The 17,868-nt window shown below is 60.6% G+C and carries 18 protein-coding genes; 6 read left to right on the forward strand and 12 right to left on the reverse strand.

Translation table 11 applies throughout. From position 1 onward, the window contains the following. Positions 1-17 precede the first annotated feature (17 nt). On the forward strand, positions 18-467 hold the full coding sequence (gene cadR, locus HX801_RS15595; RefSeq protein ID WP_017476559.1) for a Cd(II)/Pb(II)-responsive transcriptional regulator: 450 nt from the start codon (positions 18-20) through the stop codon (positions 465-467). A gap of 123 nt (positions 468-590) precedes the next feature. Here cadR and HX801_RS15600 read toward each other — a convergent pair whose 3' ends face one another. From HX801_RS15600 to HX801_RS15610, 3 genes are all read right to left on the reverse strand, one after another. Then, positions 591-1,424, reverse strand: coding sequence for a thymidylate synthase (locus HX801_RS15600; RefSeq protein ID WP_003213821.1), 834 nt, complete (start codon positions 1,422-1,424; stop codon positions 591-593). A gap of 51 nt (positions 1,425-1,475) precedes the next feature. After that, positions 1,476-2,288 carry a prolipoprotein diacylglyceryl transferase gene (gene lgt, locus HX801_RS15605; protein WP_003213823.1) on the reverse strand — a complete coding sequence of 271 codons (813 nt, stop codon included), beginning with the start codon at positions 2,286-2,288 and terminating at the stop codon, positions 1,476-1,478. Positions 2,289-2,354: 66 nt separating this feature from the next. After that, positions 2,355-3,137, reverse strand: coding sequence for a sulfite exporter TauE/SafE family protein (locus HX801_RS15610; RefSeq protein WP_003213825.1), 783 nt, complete (start codon positions 3,135-3,137; stop codon positions 2,355-2,357). An 89-nt stretch (positions 3,138-3,226) separates the two neighbouring features. On the opposite strand from HX801_RS15610, the gene HX801_RS15615 reads away from it, so the two are divergent. Beyond that, complete coding sequence (locus HX801_RS15615) at positions 3,227-3,973, forward strand: NRDE family protein (protein WP_177022345.1); 747 nt, start codon at positions 3,227-3,229, stop codon at positions 3,971-3,973. A 137-nt stretch (positions 3,974-4,110) separates the two neighbouring features. Here HX801_RS15615 and ptsP read toward each other — a convergent pair whose 3' ends face one another. After that, complete coding sequence (gene ptsP / locus HX801_RS15620) at positions 4,111-6,390, reverse strand: phosphoenolpyruvate--protein phosphotransferase (protein WP_003213828.1); 2,280 nt, start codon at positions 6,388-6,390, stop codon at positions 4,111-4,113. Positions 6,391-6,412: 22 nt separating this feature from the next. Further along, complete coding sequence (locus tag HX801_RS15625) at positions 6,413-6,892, reverse strand: RNA pyrophosphohydrolase (RefSeq protein ID WP_003176750.1); 480 nt, start codon at positions 6,890-6,892, stop codon at positions 6,413-6,415. Between the two features lie 143 nt (positions 6,893-7,035). On the opposite strand from HX801_RS15625, the gene HX801_RS15630 reads away from it, so the two are divergent. After that, complete coding sequence (locus HX801_RS15630; protein WP_008438940.1) at positions 7,036-7,692, forward strand: HAD family phosphatase; 657 nt, start codon at positions 7,036-7,038, stop codon at positions 7,690-7,692. Between the two features lie 112 nt (positions 7,693-7,804). Here the strand turns inward: HX801_RS15630 and HX801_RS15635 are convergent, their stop codons facing one another. Together HX801_RS15635 and ilvA are read right to left on the reverse strand one after the other, a co-directional pair. Continuing rightward, entirely contained in the window at positions 7,805-8,218 is a 414-nt protein-coding gene (locus HX801_RS15635) for a DUF2269 family protein (protein ID WP_177022346.1), read from the reverse strand. 40 nt (positions 8,219-8,258) lie between these two features. Further along, positions 8,259-9,773, reverse strand: coding sequence for a threonine ammonia-lyase, biosynthetic (ilvA, locus tag HX801_RS15640; RefSeq protein WP_003213834.1), 1,515 nt, complete (start codon positions 9,771-9,773; stop codon positions 8,259-8,261). A gap of 136 nt (positions 9,774-9,909) precedes the next feature. Between ilvA and rpiA the strand changes: the two genes are divergently transcribed. Next, complete coding sequence (gene rpiA, locus HX801_RS15645) at positions 9,910-10,581, forward strand: ribose-5-phosphate isomerase RpiA (protein WP_008438935.1); 672 nt, start codon at positions 9,910-9,912, stop codon at positions 10,579-10,581. Positions 10,582-10,699: 118 nt separating this feature from the next. Here rpiA and HX801_RS15650 read toward each other — a convergent pair whose 3' ends face one another. From HX801_RS15650 to HX801_RS15665, 4 genes are all read right to left on the reverse strand, one after another. Then, the gene (locus tag HX801_RS15650; RefSeq protein ID WP_003213837.1) at positions 10,700-11,614 is read right to left on the reverse strand and encodes an SdiA-regulated domain-containing protein; all 915 of its coding nucleotides are present in this window, start codon (positions 11,612-11,614) and stop codon (positions 10,700-10,702) included. Between the two features lie 117 nt (positions 11,615-11,731). Further along, positions 11,732-12,661 carry an SdiA-regulated domain-containing protein gene (locus HX801_RS15655; RefSeq protein ID WP_177022347.1) on the reverse strand — a complete coding sequence of 310 codons (930 nt, stop codon included), beginning with the start codon at positions 12,659-12,661 and terminating at the stop codon, positions 11,732-11,734. A gap of 246 nt (positions 12,662-12,907) precedes the next feature. Beyond that, positions 12,908-13,573 (reverse strand): fumarylacetoacetate hydrolase family protein, encoded by a 666-nt coding sequence (locus HX801_RS15660; protein WP_003213842.1) that lies wholly within the window; start codon positions 13,571-13,573, stop codon positions 12,908-12,910. Between the two features lie 22 nt (positions 13,574-13,595). Next, positions 13,596-14,990: an FAD-binding oxidoreductase gene (locus HX801_RS15665; protein WP_003213844.1), complete on the reverse strand. Its 1,395-nt coding sequence runs from the start codon at positions 14,988-14,990 to the stop codon at positions 13,596-13,598. Positions 14,991-15,194: 204 nt separating this feature from the next. Here HX801_RS15665 and serA point away from each other — a divergent pair, with 204 nt between their 5' ends. Then, the gene (serA, locus tag HX801_RS15670) at positions 15,195-16,424 is read left to right on the forward strand and encodes a phosphoglycerate dehydrogenase (protein ID WP_003213846.1); all 1,230 of its coding nucleotides are present in this window, start codon (positions 15,195-15,197) and stop codon (positions 16,422-16,424) included. Positions 16,425-16,485: 61 nt separating this feature from the next. On the opposite strand, the gene HX801_RS15675 is transcribed toward serA, so the two are convergent. Continuing rightward, positions 16,486-16,926 (reverse strand): DUF4399 domain-containing protein, encoded by a 441-nt coding sequence (locus HX801_RS15675; RefSeq protein WP_003213848.1) that lies wholly within the window; start codon positions 16,924-16,926, stop codon positions 16,486-16,488. Between the two features lie 134 nt (positions 16,927-17,060). Here HX801_RS15675 and HX801_RS15680 point away from each other — a divergent pair, with 134 nt between their 5' ends. Beyond that, positions 17,061-17,840: a transporter substrate-binding domain-containing protein gene (locus tag HX801_RS15680; protein ID WP_177022348.1), complete on the forward strand. Its 780-nt coding sequence runs from the start codon at positions 17,061-17,063 to the stop codon at positions 17,838-17,840. The last annotated feature ends 28 nt before the right edge of the window (positions 17,841-17,868 follow it).

Here is a 17,868-nt window from a genome sequence, read left to right on the forward strand (position 1 = left end):
TTTTGGAGATTGCTGCGATGAAGATCGGCGAATTGGCAAAATTGACGGATTGCCAGGTGGAAACCATCCGTTATTACGAGAAAGAAGGCCTGCTGCCGCCGCCTGCGCGCAGTGACGGTAATTACCGGCTGTACACCCAGGCGCACACCGAACGGCTGGTGTTTATCCGCAACTGCCGCAGCCTGGACATGACCCTTGAGGAAATTCGCAGCCTGCTGGGCCTGCGTGACAGTCCTCAGGACCAGTGCGAAAGCGTGAATGCATTGATTGACGAGCACATCCACCACGTCAAGGCGCGGATCGACGGGCTGCTGGCGTTGCAGGAACAGTTGCTCGACCTGCGCCAACGCTGCGGCGGCGGGCCGGATCTGGATCAGTGCGGGATTTTGCAGCGACTGGAAGTCAGCGGGAGTGTCGCGGCCAGCGAGGCTGAGCCCTCACATGTGGGCAGAAGCCACGGCCATTGATGTGTACACAAAAAAATGTGGGAGCGGGCTTGCTCGCGAATACGGTGTGTCAGCCACTGAATGTGTTTCTGATACACCGTATTCGCGAGCAAGCCCGCTCCCACATTTGGACCGAGATCGCTTTTAGATCGCTACATCGGCCTTGATGCTCGGATCAGCGTCATAGCCCACGATTTCAAAATCTTCGAATTTGTAATCGTAGATCGACGCGGGTTTGCGCTTGATCACCAGTTCCGGCAGCTTCTTCGGCGTGCGCGCCAGCTGGGTCTGGATCTGTTCCATATGGTTGCTGTAGGCGTGGGTGTCGCCCGTGGTGACGATGATCTCGTGAGGGATCAGGTCGCACTGCTGGGCCAGCATATGGGTGAGCAACGCCAGGGCAGCGGTGTTGTACGGCAGGCCGAGGAATACATCTGAGCTGCGGATGTACAACTGCATCGACAGATGACCGTCATGCACAAACGCCTGGTACAGCAGGTGGCAAGGTGGCAGCGCTTGCTTGCCGTCCCGGGCGTTCTGCTGCGGGCTTTTGGTCTCGTCCGGCAGGTACTCGACGTTCCAGCCGTGAAACAGGATGCGGCGGCTGTTGGGGTTGGTCTTCAGCGTCTCGACCATGTAGTCGATCTGGTTGATCTTGCCGCCGTCCTTGGTGGGCCAGGCGGTCCACTGCTCGCCGTACACCGGGCCCAGGTCGCCGTCTTCGGTGGCCCATTCGTCCCAGATACGCACGCCATTTTCGTTCAGCCACTTGATGTTGGTGTTGCCACTCAACATCCAGATCAATTCATTGGCGATGCTTTTGAAGTGAAGCTTCTTGGTGGTCAGCAGCGGGAAGCCGTCGGCCAAGCTATGCCGAAACTGACGGGCAAACACGGCCTTGGTGCCGGTGCCGGTGCGGTCGCCCTTGGTCAGGCCATTGGTCACGACATCGTTCAGTAGTTCGAGATATTGCTTCATGTGTATACCTGTATCGTTGAAGCAGGGACCCTCGGGCCCCGGCGTTCGAATTTAAAGCGCGGTGTTCTTGATGCCTTGCGGGCGATTGTAAGCCCACCACAGCAGGCCCAGGCCGGCGATGATCATCGGCAGGCTGAGAATCTGACCCATGGTCACCCAGCCCCACGCCAGGTAGCCCAGCTGCGCATCCGGCACCCGTACGAACTCGACGATAAAGCGGAAGATCCCGTAGAACAACGCGAACATCCCCGAAACGGCCATGGTCGGGCGTGGCTTGCGCGAGAAGATGTAGAGGATCAGGAACAGCGCCACGCCTTCCAGGGCGAACTGGTACAGCTGCGAGGGGTGGCGCGGCAATTGCGCCGGGTCGCTGAACGGCGGGAACACCATGGCCCACGGCACGTCAGTCGGCTTGCCCCACAGTTCGGCGTTGATGAAGTTACCGATGCGCCCGGCACCCAGGCCAATCGGCACGAACGGTGCGACGAAGTCCATCAACTGGAAGAACGACTTGCCGTTACGCCGGCCAAACCACCAGGCGGCGATCATCACCCCCACAAACCCGCCGTGGAACGCCATGCCGCCCTTCCACACCTCGAAGATCAGCGTCGGGTTGGCGATGTAGGCTGGCAGGTCGTAGAACAGCACATACCCCAGGCGTCCGCCGACGATGACCCCCATCGACATCCAGAACACCATGTCGGAGAGCTTCTCCTTGGTCCAGGTCGGGTCGAAACGGTTCAGGCGCCGGGAAGCCAGCAGCCAGGCACCGCCGATGCCGATCAGGTACATCAACCCGTACCAGTGGATTTGCAGCGGACCGATGGCCACGGCCACCGGGTTGATCTGCGGGTAAGGCAGCATTGCGACTCCTCGTTAAATCAATAGTCATGGCGCATCGGACCATGCCGGTGCGCGATTAAGCCTGCGTTACAGCAAAAAATTCAGCCCTACGCAAAACAGCAGCCCGGCGAACAGCCGCTTGAGCAAGCGCGGCGACAACCGGTGCGCCAGGCGCGCGCCGAAACGGGCCGCCACCATGCTGGTCAGGGCGATGCCCAGCAGCGCCGGCAAGTACACAAAGCCGAGACTATGATCGGGCAGCAGCGGATCATGCCAGCCCAGAATCATGAAACTTAACGCACTGGCCAGGGCGATCGGCAAGCCGCAGGCCGACGAAGTGGCCACTGCCTGCTGCATCGGCACGCTGCGCCAGGTCAGAAACGGCACGGTCAACGAACCGCCGCCGGTGCCGAAAATTGCCGACGACCAGCCGATCACGCCACCCGCCAGGGTCAGGCCAAGCTTGCCCGGCACCTGGCGGCTGGCCTTGGGCTTGAGCTCCAGAGTCATCTGCACGGCGATCACCAGGGCGAACACACCGATGATCTTCTGTAGATGCGGCCCGGAGATCGCCTCGGCGGTCAGCGCGCCAACGCCCGCGCCCAGCAGGATACCCACGGCCATCCATACGAAGATCGGCCAGCGCACGGCGCCGCGCCGATGATGCTCACGCACCGCATTCACCGACGTGAAGATAATAGACGCCAGGGACGTGCCGACAGCGAGGTGGGTCAGCACCGCGGGATCGAAGCCCTGCAAGGTGAAGCTGAACACCAGCACCGGCACAATAATGATGCCGCCGCCCACGCCGAACAGCCCGGCGAGCATGCCCGCGCAGGATCCCAGCAGCAAATACAGCAGAAATTCCATGGGAGCCCCCGAAAACAGACCGGCATGTTAACGGATGCAAAGCACAGGGTTCTATGGGTAGAGTGGGCAAAACACAAAGGGATCGCCTTATGTGCCTGATTGTTTTCGCCTGGCGGCCGGGCCACGCCCAGCCGCTGATCGTCGCGGCCAACCGTGATGAATTTTATGCCCGGCCCAGTTTGCCGTTGGCCCAGTGGCTGGATGCGCCCCATGTTTACGCGGGCAGGGACCAGGAAGCGGGCGGGACCTGGCTGGGAGTTGGCGCAGACGGGCGCTTTGCGGCGCTGACCAATATCCGTGACCCGCACCAGCCGCCGGCGCGTAAGTCGCGGGGTGAGTTGGTGGCGCGCTTTCTCAGCAGTTCGCTGTCGATTGACGACTATTTGACCGACGTTAATGGCAGATCGATTGAATATGCCGGGTTTAACCTGCTGGTCGGGACGCGGGACGAGCTTTGGCATTACAACGCCAAGGAATCTGCGCCGACACCATTGGTGGCGGGGGTTTATGGGTTATCCAATGCAGGGCTGGATACGCCGTGGCCGAAGTTGTTGAAGGCCAAGGCGGCGCTGACAGAAGTGCTGGACGATCCGCAGCCTGAAGCCTTGCTGGGGATTTTGAGCGACCCGCAGACCGCGCCGTTTGCTGACTTGCCGGACACCGGCGTGGGCTTGGCGACGGAGAGTTTGCTGTCGAGTGTGTTTATTGCCAGTCCCAGTTACGGGACGCGGGCGAGTACGGCGCTGATTGTGAATGCCGACGGGACGCGGCATATCGTGGAGCGCAGTTTTGGGCCCTATGGCGGACAGTTGGGTGAAGTTGAACTCAAAATCTGAACCTCACGCAAACCAAATGTGGGAGCGGGCTTGCTCGCGAAGGCGGCGTGTCAGCCAATACATAAGCTGACTGATGCACCGCTTTCGCGAGCAAGCCCGCTCCCACATTTCGATTGGGGACAGGCTCTGAAATCCGGTTAGAGGCTCTTTGCAGACGCCGGGTTGATCATCCGCGCCAACCCAAGGTTCTTCAGCGCCAATTGCAGCGAGCTGTGGATAACTTGCGGGTTGTCGATAGTCATCAACTCCGCCAGCAGCTCCTTGGCCCGGCTCAGGTTGATCTGGCGCAGCATCCATTTCACCTTCGGCAAGTTGGTGGCGTTCATCGACAGGCTGTCAAAGCCCATCGCCATCAACAGCACAGCCGCCGCCGGGTCACCGGCCATCTCGCCGCAGATACTCACCTGCTTGCCTTCGGCATGGGCATCGCGCACCACGTTCTGCAAGGCTTGCAGCACCGCCGGGTGCAGGTAGTCGTAGAGGTCGGCCACCCGCGGGTTGTTGCGGTCCACGGCCAGCAGGTACTGGGTCAGGTCGTTGGAGCCCACCGACAGGAAGTCCACCTGCCGTGCCAGCTCCTTGGCCTGGTACACCGCCGCCGGAATCTCGATCATCACGCCAATCGGCGGCATCGGCACGTCGGCGCCTTCGTCGCGCACTTCGCCCCAGGCCCGGTGGATCAGGTGCAGGGCTTCCTCCAGCTCGTGGGTGCCGGAGATCATCGGGAGCAGGATGCGCAGGTTGTTCAGGCCTTCGCTGGCCTTGAGCATCGCGCGGGTCTGGACGAGGAAGATTTCAGGATGGTCGAGGGTAACGCGAATACCGCGCCAGCCAAGGAAGGGGTTGTCTTCCTTGATGGGGAAATACGACAGTGACTTGTCGCCGCCAATGTCCAGGCTGCGCATGGTCACCGGTAACGGATGGAAGGCGGACAGTTGCTCGCGATAAATTGCCAGCTGCTCCTTCTCACTCGGAAAACGCTGGTTGATCATGAACGGCACTTCGGTGCGGTACAGGCCCACCCCTTCGGCGCCGCGCTGTTGTGCACGTGCCACGTCCGCCAGCAGGCCGGTGTTGACCAGCAGCGGTACGCGGTGGCCGTCGAGGGTCACGCACGGCAGTTCCCGCAGGGCGTCGAGGCCCTGGGACAGCTGGCGTTCTTCTTCCACCACTTCGGCGTATTGCTTGCGCAGCACTTCGCTGGGGTTGGTGTAGACCTCGCCGTGGTAGCCGTCGACGATCATTTCGATGCCGTCGACCTTGGAATACGGCAGGTCCACCAGACCCATCACCGTCGGAATGCCCATGGCCCGCGCCAGGATCGCGACGTGGGAGTTGCCCGAACCCAGTACCGAGACCAGGCCCACCAGTTTGCCTTCCGGCACTTCGCCGAGCATGGTGGCGGTCAGTTCTTCACTGATCAGGATGGTGTTGTCGGGGTACACCAACGTGGTCGAGCGCTCTTCCTGCAGGTAGGCCAGCAGACGGCGACCGAGGTCCTTCACGTCCGAGGCGCGCTCGCGCAGGTAGGCGTCGTCCATCAATTCAAAACGGTTGACGTGATCGGTGACCACCTGGCGCAGCGCGCCCTGGGCCCACTGGCCGGTCTTGATCACGTCCTTGACTTCGCTGCCCAGGGACGCGTCGTCGAGCATCATCAGGTACACGTCGAACAACGCCCGCTCTTCAGGCCGCAGCTGGGTGGCCAGCTTGGTCGAGAGGGTGCGCATGTCATTGCGTACGCCTTCGAGGGCGGTCTTGAACAGGATGATTTCAGCGTCGATGTCGGTGACGGTCTTGTCCGGCACCACGTCCAGGTCGGCGGGCGGCAGCATGACCACGGCGGTACCGACAGCAGCACCCGGCGAACCCGGCACGCCGACGAACTTGGCTTCCTGGATGCCCTTGCCCTGGCGCCCCAGGCCGCGAATCGAACCGGTGGCCTCGGCGTGGGCGATAACCCCGGCGAGCTGCGCGCTCATGGTCACAAGGAAGGCTTCTTCACCTTCGTCGAACTGGCGGCGTTCTTTCTGCTGGATGACCAACACGCCGACAACGCGGCGGTGGTGAATGATCGGCGCACCGAGGAACGAGGCGTAGCGCTCTTCACCGGTTTCGGCAAAGTAGCGATAACGCGGGTGATCGGCCGCGTTTTCGAGGTTCAGGGGTTCTTCACGCGTCCCCACCAGGCCCACCAGACCTTCATTGGGCGCCATGCTGACCTTGCCGATGGAGCGCTTGTTCAAGCCCTCGGTGGCCATCAGGACAAAACGGTTGGTCTCGGGGTCCAGCAGGTAAACCGAGCAGACCTGGCTGCCCATGGCTTCCTTGACGCGCAACACAATAATCCCCAACGCCGCCTTGAGATCCTTGGCGGAGTTAACTTCCTGGACGATCTTGCGCAGCGTATTGAGCATGGCTCGGGGTCGAACTCCGTCGTCAGTCGCGCGCTAAAAGGCGCGGGGCAAGCTCTTTAAGAGCGCGACGATAAACCTCGCGCTTGAATGTCACCACCTGGCCCAACGGATACCAATAACTGACCCAGCGCCAGCCATCGAACTCCGGTTTACCGGTCAAATCCATCCGCACCCGCTGCTCATTGGAGATCAGGCGCAGGAGAAACCATTTCTGTTTCTGGCCGATGCACAGCGGTTGGCTGTGGGTACGCACCAGACGTTGCGGCAAACGATAGCGCAACCAGCCTCGGGTGCAGGCCAGAATTTGCACATCTTCACGTTCAAGGCCTACTTCTTCGTTCAACTCACGGTACAAGGCGTCTTCAGGGGTTTCGTCGGGGTTGATTCCGCCTTGAGGAAACTGCCAGGCATCTTGGTTGATACGGCGAGCCCATAGCACCTGTCCGGCATCATTCGTAAGAATAATCCCGACATTAGGACGGAAACCATCGGGGTCGATCACGGCAACAACCTCGCAAACGCATGTCACCGCATTGTTCCACAAAGATTGATACAGCGGCAACGAGGCTGCTTACCTTATGTGCACTCTTGTGAAAAGACCGTATTCTGGACGCCTTTTTACAGACTTTTCAGCGAGTAACTGCAATGCGCCTGGCTTTATTCGACTTGGACAACACGCTTTTGGGGGGTGACAGCGATCACGCCTGGGGCGATTACCTCTGTGAACGCGGGATTCTCGACGCCGTGGCCTACAAGGCCCGCAACGACGAGTTCTACCAGGACTACCTGGCCGGCAAGCTGGATAACGCCGAGTACCTGAACTTCTGCCTGGAAATCCTCGGCCGCACCGAGATGGCCCAGCTGGATGAATGGCATCGCGACTACATGCGCGACTGCATCGAGCCGATCGTGCTGCCCAAGGCAGTTGAGTTGCTGGCCAAGCACCGGGCGGCGGGCGACAAGCTGGTGATCATCACCGCGACCAACCGTTTTGTGACGGCGCCGATTGCCGAGCGGCTGGGGGTTGAAACCTTGATTGCGACGGAATGCGAGATGCAGGATGGCCGTTACACCGGGCGCAGTACGGATATCCCGTGCTTTCGCGAGGGCAAGGTGACGCGCTTGAATCGCTGGCTGGAAGAGACCGGGTTTAGCCTGGAGGACAGTTACTTCTATAGCGATTCGATGAATGACCTGCCGCTGCTGGAGCAGGTGACGCATGCAGTGGCAGTGGATCCGGATCCGAATCTGCGGGCTGAGGCTGAGAAGCGTGGTTGGCCGGTGATTAGCCTGCGCGGCTGATAAAGCTTTCGCGAGCAAGCCCGCTCCCACATTTGCTCGAGTTCCACCTTTGGAATGCAGTCAAATGTGGGAGCGGGCTTGCTCGCGAATGGAGGCAACTCGGTCTCAAGCCTTAAACCGGCTTGGCCCCCATCAACCCGGCAATCGCCACAAACCCCACCAGGCTCACCACCGCCAACGCCACGGTAAAGTTCAAACTCCCCGCCCCGCCCAGCCGCAGTCGATTAAGCCGCACCACCAGCCAGAACCAGCTCAGCGCCGCCACGGTGTAGATCACGCTGGAACCCAGGATCCAGGTTTGCCCCAGCGGCCAGCCGATCAGGTGCGCCAGCCACCAGCCGGTGAACGGCATGCTCACCACGCAAATGCCCATCAACAACCACACAAACACCCACGGCCGCTGCACGGTATAGGCCGGCCCGGCACTGCGTTTGCGCCAGGCCAGCACCGCCAACGCGACGCCGCTGAGCAGCAGCAACACCGTGGCCGCGATGTGGATAACTTTAAGGGTGGTCAGCGTTTCCATGTTCTCGATTCCTTGAAGGCCGCCCAGTCAGCGTAGTCGCTCAACCGAGGAACAGCTGGTAGGCCGGGTTATCACTTTCATCCCAGTACGGGTAGCCAATGGCCTCCAGCGCCGCCGGCACCAGGTGACGCTCGTCCGCCGGTACTTGCAGGCCCGCCACCACGCGCCCATCGGCGGCGCCGTGGTTGCGATAGTGGAACATCGAGATGTTCCAGCGCCCGCCCAATTTGTTAAGGAAGTTGAACAGTGCCCCCGGACGTTCCGGGAATTCGAAGCGGAACACCACCTCGTCGCTGACGTGCGCCGCATGGCCGCCGACCATATGGCGGATGTGCAGCTTGGCCAGTTCGTTTTCCGTCAGGTCCAGCACCGGGAAACCCTGGCTGGTGAGGCTGGCGATCAGCGCGCTGCGCGGGTCGTTTTCCGGGTGGGTCTGCACGCCGACAAAGATGTGCGCCTCGCGGCCTGAGTGGTAGCGGTAGTTGAATTCGGTAATCTGGCGCTTGCCCACGGCTTCGCAAAAGGCCTTGAAGCTGCCCGGTTTCTCGGGGATGGTCACGGCGATGATGGCTTCGCGGCCTTCCCCCAGCTCGGCGCGCTCGGCCACATGGCGCAGGCGGTCGAAGTTGACGTTGGCCCCGGAATCGATGGCCACCAGGGTTTGCCCGGTGATGCCACGGGTCTCGACGTATTTCTTGATACCCGCCACGCCCAGGGCGCCAGCAGGTTCTGTGATGGAGCGGGTGTCGTCGTAGATGTCCTTGATCGCCGCGCAGATTTCATCGGTGCTGACGGTAATCACTTCATCCACGTAATCCTTGCAGATGTCGAAGGTGTGCTGGCCGATCTGCGCCACCGCCACGCCGTCGGCGAAGATGCCCACGGTCGGCAGTACCACGCGCTCGCCCGCCGCCATGGCGGCTTGCAGGCAGTTGGAGTCGTCCGGCTCGACGCCGATGATCTTGATTTCGGGCCGCAGGTATTTCACGTAGGCCGCGATACCGGCAATCAGGCCGCCGCCGCCCACCGGGACGAAAATCGCGTCCAACGGCCCCGGGTGCTGGCGCAGGATCTCCATCGCCACGGTGCCCTGCCCGGCAATGGTGTGCGGATCATCGTAGGGGTGAATGTAGACGTAGCCTTTTTCGTCGACCAGCTTCAGCGAATACGCCAGGGCTTCCGGGAAAGAATCCCCGTGCAGCACCACTTTGCCGCCACGGGAACGCACGCCTTCGACCTTGATCTCGGGGGTGGTCTTGGGCATCACGATGGTGGCCTTGACCCCCAGCACCTTGGCCGCCAGGGCCAGGCCCTGGGCATGGTTGCCCGCCGAAGCGGTGACTACGCCGCGCGCCCGTTCTTCGGCGCTCAGTTGGGTCAGCTTGTTATAGGCACCGCGAATCTTGAACGAGAACACCGGCTGCAAGTCTTCGCGCTTGAGCCAGACCTTGTTGCCCAGCCGCTCGGAGAGCTGGCGGGCGGTCTGCAGCGGGGTTTCTACGGCAACGTCGTAAACGCGCGAGGTGAGGATCTTTTTGACGTACTGTTCAAGCATCGGAAAGCATCACTGGGCGGGTTGGGCAGGGCCAAGGAGTCTAACCCAGCGTTTGGCCGGGCGACCACACGAAAACCGAGGTTTTGTTGGGTTATACTCGCGCCCCTCTTTACTCCCCGCCCGTTCCGGAGCCCGCATGACCCAGGATCAACTCAAACAGGCAGTGGCCCAGGCCGCCGTCGATTTAATCCTTCCTAAACTCGACGATAAAAGCATCGTCGGTGTCGGCACCGGTTCCACCGCCAATTGCTTTATCGATGCGCTGGCCCTGCACAAGGGCGCGTTCGACGGCGCGGTTGCCAGCTCCGAAGCCACCGCTGCGCGGCTCAAGGGCCACGGTATTCCGGTGTACGAGCTGAACACCGTCAGCGACCTGGAGTTCTATGTCGACGGCGCCGATGAAAGCGACGCACACCTGAACCTGATCAAGGGCGGCGGCGCAGCCCTGACCCGCGAGAAGATCGTTGCGGCCGTGGCCAAGACCTTCATCTGCATCGCCGACGCCAGCAAACTGGTGCCGGTACTCGGCGCGTTCCCGCTGCCGGTGGAAGTGATCCCGATGGCCCGCAGCCACGTGGCCCGCGAACTGGTGAAACTGGGCGGCGACCCGGTGTACCGCGAAGGCGTGCTGACCGACAACGGCAACATCATCATCGACGTGTTCAACATGCAGATCACCAACCCGGTGGAACTGGAGCGCCAGATCAACGCGATCGTCGGCGTCGTCACCAACGGTTTGTTTGCGGCCCGTCCGGCTGACGTACTGCTGCTGGGCACCCCGGAAGGCGTAAAAACGCTTAAGGCGTAATGCAAAACCCGTGTGGGAGCGGGCTTGCTCGCGAATGCGCAGTGTCAGTCACTGAATATGGCGCCTGATACACCGCATTCGCGAGCAAGCCCGCTCCCACATTTGTTCTGCACATGACTCAAGACTTGGTTTTTTTGAATACATAGAAAAGATTGGGCTCACTGACCATGTACAACGTGCCGTCGTTGTCCATGGCGATCCCCTCGGCCTGAGGCACGCGCTGCTTCAGGCCATGGCGCCCCTTGAGCAGCGACAGGCTGCTCAGGGGGCGACCGTCGATATCCAGTTCCAGCACCAAAAATGACTCATCCGACAGCGCCAGCAGATGACCGCTACGCTCGTCGTATTGCAGGCTCGACAGGTCGCGCACAAACAACCCGGCATCGCGCTTGGGGTTGTTGATCACGTGCACCGAGTAGGTTTTTTCCGGTTTGAAATGCGGAAAGCCGTGGACCTCGTAGATCAGCATCGGGTCGCGTTCCTTGGCCACAAACAGGCGCTTGCCCACCGAGTCATAGGCCAGGCCTTCGAAGCCCTTGTTGCCGCCCAGGTGCACGCCGAGGGTCATTTGCTCGGCGTCGGCGGCATCGAGGAATTGGGTGTCGTCATCCACATGGACCTTGATCAGCCGCTGCTGGCGTTCGTCGCTGATCACGTAGGTGTTGTCGCTGATGTACTCCACGGCCTCGGCATCGCCAAACCCCACCAGCGCAATGCGCCGCAGGATTTTGCCGTCCAGGGACAGTTCGACCAGCTCAGCGTTCTTGTTGGTCACGGTAAACAGGCTGTTGCGCACCGGATCAAAGGTCAGTGCCGAGACATCATCGTTGAGGCCGTCGATCACCTGCGCCTCCAGGGCCACCCGGTAATCCCCAAGGCCAATGGAGTGCTCCCCGGCGGGATTGCGCCAGGATTGCCAGTTGAACCAGGCACGCTCGAACAGGCGCAATTGCTGGGCAACCACACCGCACGCCACCAGGGCGATCAGGATCAGGATAAAAAAAGCAGGTTTGGGGCGGGCAAGTCGACGCATCGGGCGGGGCTCAGAGTAAAAACTGGCGAATGAATATCACGGTCGCCTGAATTTAAACTTAAACGCCCCGGGTGTCTGGCTTATGCCGCAGATAGAGAAAAATCTGACGTAATCGAACTACTGCGCCTGCTTCTCGAAGCGATAGAACAGGTTCGGCTCGCTGACCATATACAGCGTGCCGTTCTCGTCCATGGTCACGCCTTCGGCACGCGGGATGGTCTTTTTCAAGCCATTGAAGCCACCCAGCAAGGTCATGAAGCTGACCTGCTCGCCCTTCTCGTCCAGTTCCAGCAACAGATGGGAGTCCGCCGACAGCGCCAGCAGGTGGCCGGTACGCGGGTCGACGGTCAGCGCCGACAGGTTGCGCATGTCCAGTTCAGTGCTGGCGAGCTTTTGCTTGGCGCCGGAGAGGGTCTGGCTGCCGTCGCTTTTCCAGGTGAACAGGGCCGGTGGGCGTTCTTCGCCGAGGATCAGCTGTTGGTTGCGCTTGTCCCAGGTGACCGCCTCAAAGGCTTTGTTCTGGTCCTTGGACGGGCCCAGGTCATAGGACGGGAAGTCGGCTTTGTTCAACTGCTGGGTCTGCGGGTCGACCTTGACGATGGTCAGGCTGTGCTGGCGCTCATCGACCACGGCCATCAGGCCGTTTTCCATCATGGTCACGCCTTCCGGGTTGTTCCAGCCGTTGAGCGGCATCTTGCGCAGCACGTCGCCTTGCAGGGTCAGTTCAACCAGGAACGGGTTCTTGCCCATCACCGAGAACAGGGTCTTGGTCAGCGGGTTGTAGGTGAGGTCCGAGGCTTCGTCCTTCTCCATGCCGGGCAGCAGCTTGGCGTCGATCACCGCGTGGTAGTCCGGGAGCCAGACGCTTTCCAGGCGCTCGGCCGGGGTTTCGAAACCCTCCGCCAGCCACAACACACCGCGGTCGTCCCAGTGCATCGCCCAGGCCACGCCGTAAATGATCGCGCCGGCGAGGAACAGCCAGGAATACCAGCGCATGGCAAGGCGTGAACGAAACGTGGGTTTTACGGATGGGAGAGGCACGGCCATTACGCTTTCCAGAAAGTCAGCTTTAGGGGATAGCACAGGATCAAAAGGTCCGCGCGCAGGAGGCTGAGGATTATCCGGATGGGGTGTGAAAAAAATGCAAAAACCCGATTGGGTGGCAGTACACAGATCAAATGTGGGAGCGGGCTTGCTCGCGAATGCGGAGTATCAGTCACTGAATCTGTCACTGATACACCGCTTTCGCGAGCAAGCCCGCTCCCACATTTTTGACCGCGTTTCGCCAGGTATTCAGCGAACGCTGCTTTCGAAGCGGCTCACACCCGGCAATTCCAGCACCAGCTCGTCACCCACATTCAGCGGGCCCACGCCTGCCGGCGTACCGGTGAGGATCACATCCCCGGCCTGCAACGAGAAGCAGCCGGCCATGTACTGGATCATCGGGATGATCGGGTTGAGCATGATCGCGCTGTTGCCGTCCTGGCGCACTTCGCCATTGATGGTCAGGCGAATGCCGATATCCGTCACATCCGGGAAGGTGCTGCCGACCACGAACGGGGCAATCACCGCCGCACCGTCAAACGACTTGGCGATTTCCCACGGCAGGCCCTTGGCTTTCAGCTCGGCCTGTTTGTCCCGCAGGGTCAGGTCCAGGGCCGGGGCGAAGCCGGAGATGGCGTCCAGCACTTCCTCGCGGCTCGGTTTGGCCGACAACGGCTTGCCGATCAACACCGCGATTTCCGCTTCGTAATGCACCGAACCGCGCTCGGTAGGGATGGCAAAACCGCCTTCCAGTGCCACTACGCAACTGCCGGGCTTGATAAACAGCAGCGGCTCGGTGGGTACCGGGTTATCCAGTTCCTTGGCGTGTTCGGCGTAGTTACGCCCGATGCACACCACCTTCCCCAGGGGAAAGTGAATATTGGTGCCGTCGACATACTTGTGCTGGTAGCTCATGGACCGACTCCTTCAGGGACTGTTAAACAGCGAAAATCTTGCCCGGGTTCATGATCCCGTTCGGGTCGAACACCGCTTTCACTGCCTTCATGTATTCAATTTCAACCGGCGAACGGCTGTAGGTCAGGTAATCGCGCTTGGTCATGCCCACGCCGTGTTCGGCGGAGATCGAGCCGTTGTACTTCTGCACGGTCTCGAACACCCACTTGTTGACGGTGGCGCACTTGGCGAAGAACTCGTCCTTGCTCAGGTTTTCCGGCTTGAGAATGTTCAGGTGCAGGTTGCCGTCGCCGATGTGGCCGAACCAGACGATTTCGAAGTCCGGGTAGTGTTCGCCGACGATCGCGTCGATTTCCTTGAGGAAGGCCGGTACTTTCGACACAGTCACCGAAATGTCGTTCTTGTACGGCGTCCAGTGGGAGATCGTCTCGGAGATGTACTCGCGCAGCTTCCACAGGTTGTGCAGTTGGGTTTCGCTCTGGCTCATCACGCCGTCCAGCACCCAGCCCTGCTCGACGCAGTGTTCGAACGTGGCCAGGGCATCGTTGGCCACTTCTTCGGTGGTCGCTTCAAATTCCAGCAGCGCGTAGAACGGGCAGTCGGACTCGAACGGCGCCGGCACGTCGCCGCGACCGAGGACTTTGGCCAGGGCCTTGTCGGAAAAGAATTCGAAGGCGGTCAGGTCCAGCTTGCTCTGGAAGGCGTGCAACACCGGCATGATCGAGTCGAAGTCGGTGGTGCCGAGCACCATCGCGGTAAGGTTTTTCGGCGCACGGTCCAGGCGCATGGTCGCTTCGACCACAAACCCCAGGGTGCCTTCAGCGCCGATGAACAGCTGGCGCATGTCGTAGCCGGTGGCGTTCTTGATCAGGTCTTTGTTCAGTTCCAGCAGGTCGCCCTTGCCGGTGACGACTTTCATACCGGCGACCCAGTTACGGGTCATGCCGTAGCGAATGACCTTGATCCCGCCGGCATTGGTGCCGATATTGCCGCCAATCTGGCTGGAACCCGACGAGGCGAAATCCACCGGGTAGTACAGGCCTTTTTCTTCGGCGACGTTCTGCAATTGCTTGGTGACCACACCCGGCTGGCACACGGCGGTGCGGTCGGTGAGGTTCACGTCGAGAATCTGGTTCATATAGTCGAACGACACAACCACTTCGCCATTCGCAGCGACGGCAGCGGCCGACAGGCCGGTACGACCACCGGACGGCACCAGCGCGACCTTGTGCTCATTGGCCCAACGGACGATGGCCTGCACCTGCTCGGTGGTCTTCGGGAAGACGATGGCCACCGGGGCCGGCGCGAAATGCTTGGTCCAGTCCTTGCCATAAGCCTCAAGGGAGTCAGCATCGGTCAGGACCTTGCCAGGCTCAACCAGGGTCTTCAGCTCATCAATCAGGGCAGGATGGGTCATCGACAGAACTCTCGAACAATTCATGGTCATCCTGAGAACGCTTCACGTCGCAGGAATGGGTGTTTAGCGGGGCACGTATGCTAGCATACCGCCCCCGCAGGATAGTGCCCAAGGGCGTTCTGCGGTGACGGCTTTCCTGCCGTCCGGGTCAGCTTACGTGATCCGATTCCCTGCCATTTTTCTCCGGGATACAGGTTTACGCAGATGAGCAAGACTTCTCTCGATAAGAGCAAGATCAAGTTCCTTCTTCTGGAAGGCGTCCACCCATCGGCCGTCGAAGTCCTGAAGGCCGCCGGGTACACCAGCATTGAGTACATCACCAGTTCTCTGCCGGAAGCCCAGCTCAAGGAAAAGATCGCCGACGCGCACTTTATCGGCATTCGCTCCCGCACTCAGCTGACCGAAGAGATCTTCGATCACGCCAAGAAGTTGGTAGCTGTCGGCTGTTTCTGCATCGGCACCAACCAGGTCGACCTCAACGCAGCGCGCGAGCGCGGCATCGCGGTGTTCAACGCACCGTACTCCAACACCCGCTCCGTTGCTGAGCTGGTATTGGCCGAGGCGATCCTGTTGCTGCGCGGTATTCCCGAGAAGAACGCTTCCTGCCACCGTGGCGGCTGGATCAAGAGCGCAGCCAACTCCTTCGAAATCCGCGGCAAGAAGCTGGGTATCGTCGGTTACGGTTCGATCGGTACTCAACTGTCGGTATTGGCCGAAGGCCTGGGCATGCAGGTGTTCTTCTACGACACCCTGACCAAGCTGCCATTGGGTAACGCCACTCAGGTGTCGAGCCTGACCGAGCTGCTGGGCATGTCCGACATCGTGACCCTGCACGTACCGGAAACCGCTGAGACCCAGTGGATGATCGGCGAGAAGGAAATCCGCGCCATCAAGAAGGGCGGGATCCTGATCAACGCTGCACGCGGCACCGTGGTCGAGCTGGACGCCCTGGCCGACGCGATCAAGGACAAGCACCTGATCGGCGCCGCCATCGACGTGTTCCCGGTTGAGCCGCGCTCTAACGACGACATCTTCGAAAGCCCGCTGCGTGGCCTGGACAACGTGATCCTGACCCCGCACATCGGCGGTTCCACCGCTGAAGCCCAAGCCAACATCGGCCTGGAAGTGTCGGAGAAACTGGTCAAGTACAGCGACAACGGTACGTCGGTGTCCTCGGTCAACTTCCCGGAAGTGGCTCTGCCGGCGCACCCTGGCAAGCACCGTCTGCTGCACATCCACCAGAACATCCCTGGCGTGATGATGGAGATCAACAAGGTCTTCGCGGAAAACGGCATCAACATTTCCGGTCAGTTCCTGCAGACCAACGAGAAAGTCGGCTACGTGGTTATCGACGTAGACGCCGAGTATTCGGACCTGGCGCAAGAGAAGCTGCAGCACATCAACGGCACTATCCGTAGCCGCGTGTTGTTCTAATCGCTAAACGCGCATAAAAAAGGGAGACCCTCGGGTCTCCCTTTTTTTGTCTGAACAAATCTTACTTGACGTTAACCGTGATGACTTTCGAGGCTACAGTCGGGTTGAACTGCATGTGCAGTTTGTCGCCGGCTACCAGTTGCAGCGTGTGCTTGCCTGGGGTGAGGGTCAGCTCGGTTTCGGTCTGGGCCTTGCCGTAGTGGATCACGGTGTCGGTGGCCGGGATCGGCACGCTGGCATCCGGCAATTCTTTCTGGTCGATCAGCAGGTGGTGGTGGCCGGTGCCCGGGTCCTGGCTGGTTGCCGGGGCCAGTTTCAGGCCTTCCATGCCGAATTTGACGGTGAAGGTTTTATCGACGGTGGCGCCATCTTTGGGCGACACGATGAACACTTTGGCACCTTCTGGTGGAGCGCTGCGCGGGATGCCATCAGCAGCGGTCGCCAGCATCGAAGCGCCCAGCAATAGGCTGGCCAGGGTTGCACGGGTCAAAAAGGCTTTCATTCACTTCTCCAGTTTTTCCGGGAAATCTGTAGGGTTATGACAACTTCGCGACAAATTGCTGTCCAAGGCATTCAACACCATAGCAAAGCGAGCCTGAACAACGCTTCGCTCATTCGAATTCTTTAGGAGCGACCATGCGTTTCCTGCCTGGCCTGTTACTTTTACTGCCCCTTGCAAGTCCCTTGGCCCATGCCGAACTGATCGACGATGTATTTGACCGCGGGGAACTGCGCATCGCAATGGAAGCCAACACCCCGCCCTTCAACTTCAAGGAAGGCGACAAACTCACCGGTTTTGAAGTGGAGCTGGGTGAGTTGCTGGCCAAGGAAATGGACGTACGCCCCTCCTTTATCACTGTCGATGCCGCCGAGTTGCTGCCCGGCGTGGAAAGCGCCAAGTACGACGTGGCCATCAACCATATCGCTATGACTCCTGAACTGGCGGATCGTTTCGACTTCAGCGAGCCCTACAGCTACTCCAGCGCACAGCTGATCGTGCGCAAGCAGGAACAGCGCCCGTTGGGCAGCTTTGCGGCGCTCAAGGGCAAGGCGTTGGGCGTGGCCCAGGGCAGCCAGTTTGTGGAGCAGGCGCGCACCGCCGAGGGCGTTGATTTGCGCAGCTATGCCGATGCCAGGCAGCCGCTCAAGGACGTTGCCGATCAACAGATCGATGCCGCCATCAGTGACCGGCTGCTGATTCCCTACGCGATTCGCGACAGCCAGCTGCCGGTGAAGGAAGGCGCAGACGTCGGCCCGACGCTGAGCCTGGCGATTCCGTTCCAGAAGGGTAACCCGGCGTTCAAGGCCAGCCTGGACAAGGCCTTGCAACGAGTGAAGGCCGATGGCCGGCTGGCGGCGTTGTCGGAGAAGTGGTTCGGGATGGATGCGAGCAAGCCGGTGAAAAAGGCCGAATAAACGACTCGGTCAATGTGGGAGCGGGCTT

The sequence above is a fragment of the Pseudomonas sp. G1002 genome (assembly GCF_013385455.1).
Lineage (GTDB): Bacteria > Pseudomonadota > Gammaproteobacteria > Pseudomonadales > Pseudomonadaceae > Aquipseudomonas.

What these genes read in the sequence shown, in the direction of transcription:
- cadR (WP_017476559.1), top strand. Translation starts at nt 18, where the DNA reads ATGAAGATCGGCGAATTGGCAAAATTGACGGATTGCCAGGTGGAAACC.
- HX801_RS15600 (WP_003213821.1), bottom strand. Translation starts at nt 1,424, where the DNA reads ATGAAGCAATATCTCGAACTACTGAACGATGTCGTGACCAATGGCCTG.
- lgt (WP_003213823.1), bottom strand. Translation starts at nt 2,288, where the DNA reads ATGCTGCCTTACCCGCAGATCAACCCGGTGGCCGTGGCCATCGGTCCG.
- HX801_RS15610 (WP_003213825.1), bottom strand. Translation starts at nt 3,137, where the DNA reads ATGGAATTTCTGCTGTATTTGCTGCTGGGATCCTGCGCGGGCATGCTC.
- HX801_RS15615 (WP_177022345.1), top strand. Translation starts at nt 3,227, where the DNA reads ATGTGCCTGATTGTTTTCGCCTGGCGGCCGGGCCACGCCCAGCCGCTG.
- ptsP (WP_003213828.1), bottom strand. Translation starts at nt 6,390, where the DNA reads ATGCTCAATACGCTGCGCAAGATCGTCCAGGAAGTTAACTCCGCCAAG.
- HX801_RS15630 (WP_008438940.1), top strand. Translation starts at nt 7,036, where the DNA reads ATGCGCCTGGCTTTATTCGACTTGGACAACACGCTTTTGGGGGGTGAC.
- HX801_RS15635 (WP_177022346.1), bottom strand. Translation starts at nt 8,218, where the DNA reads ATGGAAACGCTGACCACCCTTAAAGTTATCCACATCGCGGCCACGGTG.
- ilvA (WP_003213834.1), bottom strand. Translation starts at nt 9,773, where the DNA reads ATGCTTGAACAGTACGTCAAAAAGATCCTCACCTCGCGCGTTTACGAC.
- rpiA (WP_008438935.1), top strand. Translation starts at nt 9,910, where the DNA reads ATGACCCAGGATCAACTCAAACAGGCAGTGGCCCAGGCCGCCGTCGAT.
- HX801_RS15650 (WP_003213837.1), bottom strand. Translation starts at nt 11,614, where the DNA reads ATGCGTCGACTTGCCCGCCCCAAACCTGCTTTTTTTATCCTGATCCTG.
- HX801_RS15655 (WP_177022347.1), bottom strand. Translation starts at nt 12,661, where the DNA reads ATGGCCGTGCCTCTCCCATCCGTAAAACCCACGTTTCGTTCACGCCTT.
- HX801_RS15660 (WP_003213842.1), bottom strand. Translation starts at nt 13,573, where the DNA reads ATGAGCTACCAGCACAAGTATGTCGACGGCACCAATATTCACTTTCCC.
- HX801_RS15665 (WP_003213844.1), bottom strand. Translation starts at nt 14,990, where the DNA reads ATGACCCATCCTGCCCTGATTGATGAGCTGAAGACCCTGGTTGAGCCT.
- serA (WP_003213846.1), top strand. Translation starts at nt 15,195, where the DNA reads ATGAGCAAGACTTCTCTCGATAAGAGCAAGATCAAGTTCCTTCTTCTG.
- HX801_RS15675 (WP_003213848.1), bottom strand. Translation starts at nt 16,926, where the DNA reads ATGAAAGCCTTTTTGACCCGTGCAACCCTGGCCAGCCTATTGCTGGGC.
- HX801_RS15680 (WP_177022348.1), top strand. Translation starts at nt 17,061, where the DNA reads ATGCGTTTCCTGCCTGGCCTGTTACTTTTACTGCCCCTTGCAAGTCCC.